At 43.0% G+C, this 11,589-nt stretch carries 6 protein-coding genes; 5 read left to right on the forward strand and 1 reads right to left on the reverse strand.

The genetic code is table 11. The annotated features are described in order from the left end of the window. Positions 1 to 310 precede the first annotated feature (310 nt). From hemE to OGM63_RS25455, 5 genes are all read left to right on the forward strand, one after another. Positions 311 to 1,369 carry a uroporphyrinogen decarboxylase gene (gene hemE / locus OGM63_RS25435; protein ID WP_263748492.1) on the forward strand — a complete coding sequence of 353 codons (1,059 nt, stop codon included), beginning with the start codon at positions 311 to 313 and terminating at the stop codon, positions 1,367 to 1,369. Positions 1,370 to 1,984: 615 nt separating this feature from the next. Further along, positions 1,985 to 6,592, forward strand: a complete 4,608-nt coding sequence (locus OGM63_RS25440; RefSeq protein WP_263748493.1) for a DUF8508 domain-containing protein — start codon at positions 1,985 to 1,987, stop codon at positions 6,590 to 6,592. Between the two features lie 117 nt (positions 6,593 to 6,709). Then, the gene (locus tag OGM63_RS25445; RefSeq protein ID WP_263748494.1) at positions 6,710 to 7,459 is read left to right on the forward strand and encodes a PEP-CTERM sorting domain-containing protein; all 750 of its coding nucleotides are present in this window, start codon (positions 6,710 to 6,712) and stop codon (positions 7,457 to 7,459) included. A 252-nt stretch (positions 7,460 to 7,711) separates the two neighbouring features. After that, positions 7,712 to 8,680, forward strand: coding sequence for an NAD-dependent epimerase/dehydratase family protein (locus OGM63_RS25450; protein WP_263748495.1), 969 nt, complete (start codon positions 7,712 to 7,714; stop codon positions 8,678 to 8,680). A 454-nt stretch (positions 8,681 to 9,134) separates the two neighbouring features. Next, entirely contained in the window at positions 9,135 to 10,727 is a 1,593-nt protein-coding gene (locus OGM63_RS25455) for a B12-binding domain-containing radical SAM protein (RefSeq protein WP_263748496.1), read from the forward strand. A gap of 102 nt (positions 10,728 to 10,829) precedes the next feature. Here OGM63_RS25455 and purQ read toward each other — a convergent pair whose 3' ends face one another. Continuing rightward, positions 10,830 to 11,507, reverse strand: a complete 678-nt coding sequence (purQ, locus tag OGM63_RS25460) for a phosphoribosylformylglycinamidine synthase subunit PurQ (RefSeq protein WP_263748497.1) — start codon at positions 11,505 to 11,507, stop codon at positions 10,830 to 10,832. Positions 11,508 to 11,589: the final 82 nt, after the last annotated feature.

Raw genomic sequence — 11,589 nt, forward strand, 5'->3', positions numbered from 1 at the left:
TCTGGGGAATGGGGAGTGGGGAATGGGGAGTGGGGAATGGGGAAAGGGGAATAGACATCGACCGAATTTAAATATGTGCTATCCAAAACCCTAGAGACGCGAAATTTCGCGTCTCTACATTGTTTTTCACGACGTTTGTCTAATGGGGAACCCTACCCCTACAAGGTAAAAAATTTTATTCTACTCCCTCACTCCCCCCATCCCCCACTCCCCCTCTCCTGAAAAGGGGAGAGCAAAGCTGAAAAAGCGTAATCCCAGAATGATAAGCTAAACAGTGGCATAAAAAAAACGACTTAGGATGAAGTGTTAAATGGGTCTTTCCTTAAGCGCTCCTCATCTCCTACGAGCTGCTCGTGGTGAAGTGTTAGATCGTCCTCCAGTATGGATGATGCGTCAAGCTGGACGATATATGAAAGCATATCGAGATTTACGCGAAAAGTATCCATCGTTTCGCGATCGCTCGGAAATTCCCGAAGTAGCGATTGAAATTTCTTTACAACCTTGGCTAGCTTTCCAGCCCGATGGAGTAATTCTATTTTCCGATATTGTGACGCCTCTACCCGGTTTGGGCATTGAAATGGACATTGCAGAAGGGAAAGGTCCAATTATTCAATCACCCCTCCGCTCTCAAGCACAAATCGATCAACTGCGTCCTCTAGAACCAGAAGCATCCCTGCCATTTATCAAAACAATTTTGCAGGCATTGCGTAGTGAAGTCAACAATCAATCAACCGTGTTGGGCTTTGTCGGGGCACCGTGGACTTTAGCAGCTTATGCTGTGGAAGGAAAAGGTTCTAAAACCTATTCCATAATTAAAAATATGGCATTTTCCGATCCCACAATTTTGCATCAATTGCTGGCAAAATTTGCCGATGCGATCGCTATTTATGCTCGCTACCAAATTGACTGCGGCGCTCAAGTAGTACAAATGTTCGATTCTTGGGCAGGTCAACTCAGCCCCCAAGATTATGACGTTTTTGCTTTACCCTATCAACAAAGAGTGTTTGAGCAAGTCAAGCAAACTCATCCAGATACACCCTTAATTCTGCTAGTTAGCGGCAGTGCAGGTGTACTGGAAAGAATGGGAAAATCCGGTGCGGATATTGTCACTGTAGACTGGTCAATAGACATGGCAGATGCACGGGCAAGATTGGGCAAAGAAATGAAAGTGCAAGGAAATCTCGATCCAGGTGTACTGTTTGGTTCCCAAGAATTTATTCGCGATCGCATTCATGATACCGTTCGCAAAGCTGGTAATTGGGGTCATATTCTCAACCTTGGTCATGGTGTCCTACCCACAACCCCAGAAGAAAATGTCGCTTTCTTCTTTGAAACAGCAAAACAACTGAGTTTAACAACGGTTACTTAAGGTTGTTTGTCGCTAATAGACAACCTATTTGAAAATCAATTATACGTTGCCCGAAACCCTTGATTAGACGTAGCATTGCTACGTCTCTACGTCTTTTATGGAGATATCTAATGGCTAATGGTGAAAATGCGATTAGTCATTAGCGATTATCTTCACTAACTACAGCATTTCATTAATACGAGCGCGAAACGAGTGCGCTTACCTTAGCGTCCCTCTGGGTTTAAAAAAGTCTAAAAATTCACGCAAAGCAGTATTATCTACTATGCAACGAGGCTTTTTGCAGTTAGATTATCAATAATATTTTATAAAGCTTCAGTAAACTTGCAGAGATAATTCGACGATTAATATTTACTTAATATACTTTTAACCTTCAAATAGTAGTCTGGAATTTAGTTAGACCAAGTATTAAATTACACATAAATACTTGTAATCTGATAAATTTCTGTTTTTAACACCAGGGTTTTTGCACTTCGACATCCCATTGAAGATGGGTTGATGCCTTGTGCTTGAAAGCGAGAGAAGTCTAGTTGCGTATCCTACATTTTCTGTCGCTGATGTCAAGTGTTATGCGAATTCTACCAAACGCACCTCAACTCACAATAGCTAATAATTTTTATGGCACCGACAAATCTGACTCCCGGAGATATTGGAATTGTTGGCTATATTACCAACGGTAATCCAGATTCCTTTTCATTTGCGAATTTTGTAGCGATTAACGCAGGTACGATAATTTATTTTACCGATAACGGCTGGACTGGTTCAGCTTTTAGAGGAGTCACTGCAACGGATGCTGACGGTAGCGAGAACTTAATTAGATTTACCGCTAATGCTGATATTCCTGTCGGCACTGTAATTCGTAGCATTGATAGCTCCGCCAATTATACCTGGACAACCTCAACTTCAATTGGAGCCGGAGGCAACTATGCTAATCTAAGTCTAAGTCAAAGTGGTGAGCAAATCGCCGCAGTTCAATCGACTAGCACCACAAATCCGCTTTTTTCAGGCTTCACACCAATTTCTCAAATTGACAACACGGGTACTTTTGAAAATGCAACTAGTGCTAGTGAAGGTAATGTAATTCCCGGATTGTCACAAGCTGGTAATACAGCGGTTCTGTTCAACACTTCAGCGACTTATGCGGCTTTTAATTTAAATACTCTAACTACTGGTACAAAAGCCGAGTGGTTAGCTGCAATTAGCAATCCGAATAACTGGACTTTCAACAACAGTGCTACTAGTTTACCAACTGGTACTATTACTCTGAGTGGTGCATCTGTACCGCTTCCTGACTTAATTATCAACCAAACTGATTCTCCCGATCCGGTGGCTGTTGGTAATCCTCTGACTTATACTTTGAACGTGGGTAATAGTGGTGGGGCAAATGCTAGCGATATCAGTGTAAATTATACAGTGCCCAGTGGGGTGACTTTTGTCAGTACAGATGTTTCTAATAATTTCACGGCAAGCGTTGCCGATGGTGTCGTTACCTTCTCTGGTGGTAGCATTAATTCTGGGGGTAATGCCACATTAAAAGTAACAGTTATTCCTAACTCAACAGGTACTCTCACCAGCGGTACAGCAACTGTAGATCCGCTGAATGCGATCGCAGAAAGCAATGAAAGCAATAATAGTGCGATCGCTATCACCACAACAGTCAATTCTACTTCCACCAACACAGCTCCCACCATTCAGGCTGATATTACCAATACACCCACCGATCCGGAATTAACCACTGCCTTTCTCAGCATTCCTGCAAATAGTTTAGCAGCAAATCCCGCAGCATTTGTCAGCGGTGTAATTAACGATCCGACCGATCCAGCGAGGACATTGGGAATCGAGTTTAATCTGAATGATGCGGAAACTCCAAATAGTTTGACTGTAAATGCAACCAGTAGCAATCAAGCAGTTGTCCGCAATAGCGACTTGACTATTACTGGTACTGCTGACGATCGCAATCTCAAGATTAACCCAGTGGGAGTAGGTTTCAGCGATATTACCGTTACAGTCAGTGACGGTTCTTTAAGCAATTCCTACGTAATTAAATACGGTGCTTCCGCAGCTTCTAATACTCCTGCAACTACCCGCTTTCTTACCGGGACAAGCGATGCATCGACAGCGATCGCGATCGACTCTAATTACGTGTTGGTTGGAGACGATGAAAATCAGGTGCTTCGACTTTACGATCGCAATAATTCAGGTTTACCCGTCAAAGGATTTGACTTTACCTCAGCCTTAGGTTTAACCCAAACCGACGGTAGTGGCAACCTCCGGGAGGTTGATATTGAAGCTTCCGCTCAAATTGGCAACCGTATTTTCTGGTTGGGAAGTCAAAGTAACGCTGCTAGTGGTAATCTGCGTCCTAATCGCTACCGTTTATTTGCCACCGATATATCTGGAACTGGTGCTGACACCAACTTGACTTACGCAGGCAGATATGATAACCTGCGGACTGATTTAATCGCTTGGGGAAATGCCAACGGTTACAACTTTTCTGCCAGCACTGCTAGTGGTAAAATTCCCGAAGATCCTGCTTTAGATGGTTTCAACATAGAAGGTTTAACCATCGCCCCCAATAATACTACAGGCTACGTTGCTTTTCGCGCTCCAAACGTTCCAACAAGCGATCGCACCAAAGCACTGATTGCACCTATTACCAACTTTGCTTCTTTGGTGACAGGAACAGCCACCAGTGCTATTATAGGCGCTCCCATTCAACTTGATTTGGGCGGACGCGGTATTCGCGAAATTAAACGTAACGCTAGTGGGGAATACCTAATCATCGCAGGTCCAGCCGATTCAGCCACAGGAACTGCCCCCAAAGACTTCCGGCTTTACACCTGGACTGGTAATTCTACTGATGCCCCCATCTTACGCGCAGCAGATTTAACCGCGTTAAATTCTGGAGGAAGCTTTGAATCTATCGTTGACTTGCCCAGTTCATTCTCCAACACCAGCCAAATTCAATTATTAGTTGATAACGGGGATACTGTATGGTATAATGACGGGCAGCAAGCTAAAGACTTAGGGCAAAACAACTTTAAGAAGTTCCGCAGTGATATTGTTACCTTAGGCGCTCCCGTTGCTCCTGCTGTTCGCATCCACGACATTCAAGGTGCCGCGCATATCTCCCCCTTGAATGGTCAAGCAGTGAACAACGTTCCCGGTATCGTCACAGCGTTGGTTTCAAATGGCTTTTACCTCCAAGACCCCAACCCCGATAATAATGATGCCACATCAGAAGGCATTTTTGTCTTCACCTCCTCTAGACCAACAGTAAGTGTCGGCAGCTCGATTTTAGTTAGCGGTACGGTGAGTGAGTTCCGTCCTGGTAATTCTGCCAATAACCTCACCACCACTCAGATTTCCGGAACAACGATTACCACAGTGTCAACTGGTAATCCTCTACCAGCTGCCACCATCCTTGGTAACGGTGGAAGGACAATTCCCACTACAGTAATTAGTAATGATGCAGCAGGTGGCAATGTCGAAAATGCTGGTACAGTCTTTGACCCCGCTCAAGACGGCATTGACTTCTACGAAAGCCTGGAAGGAATGCTTGTGCAGGTCAACAATGCCGTGGCTGTGGGACCCACTACTAGTTTTGGCGAGATCCCAATTTTAGCAGACAATGGCGCAAATGCTGGCACTCGCACTGCTCGTGGTGGTATTATTATCCAACCGGGGGATTTCAACCCAGAACGGATTATCATTGATGATGCAATTATCACCAATGAACCACAGGTCAACGTGGGAGACAGATTTAACGGGTCGATTGTTGGGGTAATTGACTATAGCTTCAGTAACTTCAAGCTATTGAACACTCAAGCTTTGCCTAGCGTCATTTCTGGTGGTTTGCAGCGAGAAGTTAGCAACTTGACTCCCCTCGCTAACCAACTCACACTTGCGACCTTTAACGTAGAAAACCTTGACCCTGGTGATGGCAGCTTCAACAACCTCGCAAGCCGGATTGTTAATAACCTCAGAGCGCCTGATATCATCAACATAGAAGAAATTCAGGACAACAATGGACCGACGAATGACAGTGTAGTAGATGCCAGCACAACCTACAACAGATTGATTAGTGCCTTAGCATCTGCAGGTGGTCCAACATACCAATTTCGTCAGATTAACCCAGTAGACGACCAAGACGGTGGTGAACCTGGTGGTAATATCCGCGTAGGTTTCCTATTCAACCCCGACCGAGTACAATTTGTAGATCGCCCAGGTGGTGGCTCCACTACCGACACCACAGTTAACAACGTCGGTGGTGTTCCCCAACTTTCTGCTAGTCCTGGTCGGATACTTGATACTGACCCCTCCAATGGCAATGCCTTCATCAACAGTCGCAAACCTCTGGTTGGTGAATTTATTTTCAATGGTCAGACCGTATTTGTGGTTGGCAACCATTTTAACTCCAAAGGTGGCGACCAACCGCTTTTTGGACCGAATCAACCCCCAACCCTCTCTAGTGAGGTGCAGCGCAACCAGCAAGCCATAGAGGTGAGAGACTTTGTTCAGAGTATTTTAGCAATTAACCCCAACGCTAATGTGGTGGTAGCGGGTGACTTAAATGACTTTGAGTTCTCTAACCCCCTGAGTATTTTAGAAGCTGGGGCACTGAATACCCTGATTGAAACCCTACCCCAGAACGAGCGTTACACCTACAACTTTGAGGGCAATGCCCAAACACTCGATCAGATTCTGGTCAGTAACAATTTGTTCAATAAACTGAATGGATTTGATGCAGTTCACATTAACTCAGAGTTTGCCGATCAGGACAGTGACCATGACCCCGTTCTCGCTCGGTTTGATTTGATAAATGTGATTAATGGCACATCTGGTCGGGACACTTTAGTCGGAACTGCCTTTGGTGACAGAATTACCGGCGGACTTGGTGGGGATATTCTCACAGGTGGTGGCGGTGGAGACGAATTCGTTTATACTAATATTAGAGACAGTGGTGATAGAATTACGGATTTTACACCAGGTAGTGACACAATTGTTTTCACTCAGTTGCTGGATAGTTTAGTTACTGGTGGATACAACGGTTTGAATGCGATCGCAGACGGTTATGTGCAATTGATACAGGGAAGCACTGCCAATAGTACCACTCTCCAAATCGATCAAGATGGTCCTCTTGGTTCGGGAATTTTTAGACCTTTCATTCAGTTAGACAACGTAAGTGTAACGGCAATGAACAACGTCAACAACTTCGTTTTCTAAACAAATAATTGGGGTTTGCATATTGCCGGGATGATTTGACAATCAACGTTATTCTACAGACGTTCCGAATTGTACAGACGTTCCGATGGAACGTCTCTACGATTCACCCCGTGGATTATGCAACACCAAACAATCCACTTATTTCCTGAGAATCCCATGTATACTTTCCTGAAAAAATCAGTTCTCACCAGCACAGCTAGTTTATTTTTGGGCAGTTTTATACTTAGCAGCCCATCCCAAGCCGCAACCATTAATTTTACCAACTTCTTGGGTGATGTTACTACTAGTGGCGGTCAAACTTCCCTCACCAATGCCTTTAATGATAATTTTGGTTCAGATGATGCGTCAGGAAATTATTATGTTTCCGGTAACAATCCCGGTTCTGCTGATGATTTGGAAACTTTTTTAGGTGTAACCCTTCCCGGAAATCCTCAAGAAGGTTCTGCGGTGAAAACCACACTTGCGGCTTCTGCTGGGGATGTGTTTAGCTTTGATTGGGTTTTTCACACCAATGAACCTGTAGATTCCACTTTTCCAGACTACGCTTTTGTGACAATTGGCTCCCAAGTGATTCCTCTAGCTAGCATCACCAATGTAACTACTATACCAGGCGGCACATTAGCAAATAACCCAAATCCATATCTGCGACAAACTGGCAATAATACTTTTTCTTACACTTTCAACACTGCTGGCACTTATAACGTCGGTATTGGTGTCGTCGATGTGAATGATTTGCTTACTTCATCAGGATTATCAGTCAGAAATGCGAATACTAAACCCGTCCCCGAACCCTCAACCATTTTTGGTTCAGCTATAGCTGCTGGGTTTGGAGTGATATTGAAAAGAAAACAGGTTAAAAAAGCTTAACTATCTGGGGTGAATTTGTAGTCAGCGCTTGGGCGCCCAAGCGCTAACTACGTATTAGACATAGGAGTGGAAAAGATGTAGAGACGCGAAATTTCGCGTCTCTACAAGGTTTTCAGGTAACGCATAATTAATATCCACTTTCCCTTGTCTATTATGTCCCGACCCAGTTATTGATTAGTTGTAGTTGTTAATTGCTAGATATGCATTCAAAATAGTAATCGCTGTATAACAACTACAATCTAAAAAATATTTATGAAAAAGAAGCGGATTTTAGTAACTGGTGCAAGTGGCTGTGTCGGACACTACCTGAGCGAAGCTTTAATTAAACAGACCAATCACGAGTTGTATTTGCTGGTAAGAAACCCAGATAAACTGCAAGTCGATACTCAAGCACGTCCTGGTATCACAGTTTTGCAAGGTGATATGCAAGAAATTAGCTTATTTGCCGACTTGCTGAAAACAATTGATACTGCGGTTTTAACAGCGACGGCTTGGGGTGGAGACAACACATTTAAGATTAATGTAGACAAAACCCTAGAATTAATGAGTTTGTTAGATCCAGATAAATGCGAACAGGTAATTTATTTTTCTACAGCTAGCGTTTTAGGTCGCAACGAACAACCATTAAAAGAAGCTGGAGAACTAGGGATAGATTATGTCCGCTCGAAGTACGAATGTTTATATAAAGTACCAAAATTAGATATTGCCCCCAAAGTTACCACAGTCTTTCCGACTTTAGTTTTAGGTGGTGAAGCTGACAAACCTTATTCTCATATTTCTTCGGGTATTTCAGAAGTTACAAAATATATTGATTTAATTCGTTTTTTGCAATTAGACGGTAGTTTCCACTTCATTCACGGACGAGATATTGCCACAGTCGTGGGATATTTAATAGATAATCCACCCAAAGAAAACCAATCGCGAAAATTGGTTTTAGGTCAAGCCCAATTAACAGCAAACCAAGCAATTGAAGATGTTTGCGATTATCTTGGTAAACAAATAATCTTTCGCATTCCCCTATCATTATCCCTCGCTAATGTAATCATCGCTGTATTTCGCATTCAAATGGATGCTTGGAGTCGATTTTGCATGAACTATCGCCATTTTATTTACAAAAATGCCATTAATCCTGCCACTTTCGGCTTACCAAATTATTGCCCCACCATCAGTGATGTTTTGAAAATTAGCGGTGTTAAACCTGCTAACACCAATTCACGTTAATAGCCATACATATGAATCTTGTAGAGACGCGAAATTTCGCGTCTCTACAGGTCTGTATTTGTATCAAGGTTTTTGTGAAACGGTATAACACCAATTCTCAGTAACGATGCGCTTAATTAGCCCACGCAGGTGGGTTCTGTAGAACCTTGCACAAGTATTCGCTTTGAAAATCTGAATGAAGACTCTGCGAAACGAGTGCGCTTACCTTAGCGTTCCTTTGCGTTAAAAAAGCTATACAATAACGCAAAACAGTACCTACTTTCCATAGCGCAACTAGAGAACTTTGGCAATAAATCATACAAGTAGAGAGAAATAAGGAACCAGGCGATCGCTAATAGCGTCTGATAAATCATTGTTAAAATAAAATAAAACGCCGCAAAAAGTCAATTACTCTTAGTTTTAGTTACATTAATTACAGTTAAAAAAATAACCATAACCTGAGGATTTCTACTAAATGCGAATTTTACTGGTGTATCCTATATTTCCCAAAACCTTTTGGTCATACGAAAAAATCTTGGAATTAGTTAATCGCAAGGTTTTATTACCACCTTTAGGTTTAGTGACAGTAGCAGCGATTTTGCCCCAAGAATGGGAATTCAAACTTGTAGATCGCAATATTCGCACCGCAACTGAAGAAGAATGGGCATGGGCAGATGTGGTGATTTTATCCGCCATGATTGTCCAAAAAGCAGATTTACTCGACCAAATTAAAGAAGCAAAAAAACGTGGTAAATTAGTTGCGGTGGGTGGTCCTTACCCAACTTCCGTACCCCACGAAGTTGAGAATGTAGGTGCAGATTTTCTCATTCTTGATGAAGGGGAAATTACTCTCCCAATGTTTATCGATGCAATTAAGCGAGGGGAAACATCAGGGGTTTTTCGCGCTACTGAAAAACCCGATGTGACATCTACACCCATACCCCGCTTTGATTTACTAGAACTTGATGCTTATGACATGATGTCAGTTCAGTTTTCGCGGGGTTGCCCTTTTCAGTGCGAATTTTGTGACATCATTGTTCTTTATGGTCGCAAACCGCGCACCAAAGCACCAGCACAACTTTTAGCAGAATTAGATTGCCTTTATAATTTGGGTTGGCGCCGTGGTGTGTTCATGGTGGATGACAACTTTATCGGCAACAAACGTAACGTTAAATTATTGCTGAAAGAGTTAAAAGTTTGGATGGCAGAACATCAATATCCCTTCGCGTTTGACACCGAAGCTTCAATTGATTTAGCGCAAGATCCAGAAATGATGGAGTTGATGGTTGAGTGCGGTTTCGCTGCTGTATTTTTGGGAATTGAAACACCAGATGAAGAGAGTCTGCAACTAACGAAAAAGTTTCAAAATACCCGCAGTTCGCTGACTGAAGCGGTGGAAAGCATTATTAAAGCTGGATTACGCCCGATGGCTGGGTTTATTATTGGTTTTGATAACGAAAAAGCAGGTGCAGGCGATCGCATTGTCCGTTTTGCCGAATTAGCAGCCATTCCCTCTACTACCTTCGCCATGTTGCAAGCGCTACCCAATACAGCGTTGTGGCATCGCGTTAAAAAAGAAGGACGACTGCGCGAAAATCAAGACGGCAACATCAATCAAACTACTTTGATGAACTTTGTTGCCACCCGTCCTTTAGAAGATATTGCTACAGAATACATTGAAGCATTTTGTGCTTTATACGACCCCGTAAAATATTTAGACCGCACCTATCGCTGCTTTCTGATGATGGGTGGTCCAAGTTGGACGCGACCAGCCAAGATGCCAGAATTGGTGCTTGTCAGAGCATTCCTAATTATTATCTGGCGACAAGGAATCAAACGCGAAACTCGGTGGAAATTCTGGCATCACTTGTTTAGTATTATCAAGCGTAACCCAAAAGCTCTAGAGCATTACCTTTCAGCCTGCGCTCATATCGAACATTTCTGCGAGTATCGTCAAATTGTGCGCGATCAAATTGAATCTCAGTTAGCAGAGTATTTAGCACAAGGGGCAGAAAAGCCATATGAGGTGAAAGTTGAGGCAAAAGTTGAGGCAGTAGCATCCAAATAAAAGCAGTTAAGCAACCATCAAAAGTTGATGTAGCTTCATCTGGTGACTATTGAGTATTAGTCTTGATAGTCACCAGATCGCCACAGTAATTCGACGTAGGAATTACACCAAAGCGCCTATTTTATCCAACAATCCACTAAACAACTTTAACCCGTCGCTACTACCTAACATCGCATCTGACGCTCTCTCTGGATGCGGCATCATGCCCAGCACATTTCCTGTATAATTGCAAACAGCCGCAATATTATTTAACGAGCCGTTAGGATTCTCACCTTCATAACGAAAGACAACTTGATTGTTATCTTCAATTTCTGCGAGAGTGGCTGCATCAGCATGATATCTTCCTTCACCGTGGGCGATGGGCAAAGTGATAATTTCACCTTTTGTATAAGCTTGCGTCCAAGGTAAATCGGTGCGTTCAACTTTTAGGGGAGAGCGATCGCATATAAAATGCAAATCCCGATTTCTCACCAAAGCTCCAGGCAAAAGTTTGGCTTCAGTTAATACCTGAAATCCATTACAAATTCCGATGACAAATTTACCTTTTTGTGCATGTTGCATAACCTGCTGCATCACAGGTGAAAAACGAGCGATCGCTCCACAGCGCAGATAATCCCCGTAACTAAAACCACCAGGGATAATTATCACATCCAAGTCAGAAATATCCGTATCTTGATGCCAAACCATGCGAGTAGGTTGTTTGAGAATGTCTCGTGTGACATAAGCAACATCGCGATCGCAATTAGAACCCGGAAAAACCAAAATACCGAATTTAGTCATTTTTTCTTGGGGAATAAGGAATGGGGAATAGGAGACAAGGAGAGGGGGAGACAAGCAGAGGGAGAGAAATTTTTCCCAGTCG

This window comes from Plectonema radiosum NIES-515 (genome assembly GCF_025753815.1).
GTDB classification, from domain to species: Bacteria; Cyanobacteriota; Cyanobacteriia; order Cyanobacteriales; family Nostocaceae; genus Hassallia; species Hassallia radiosum_A.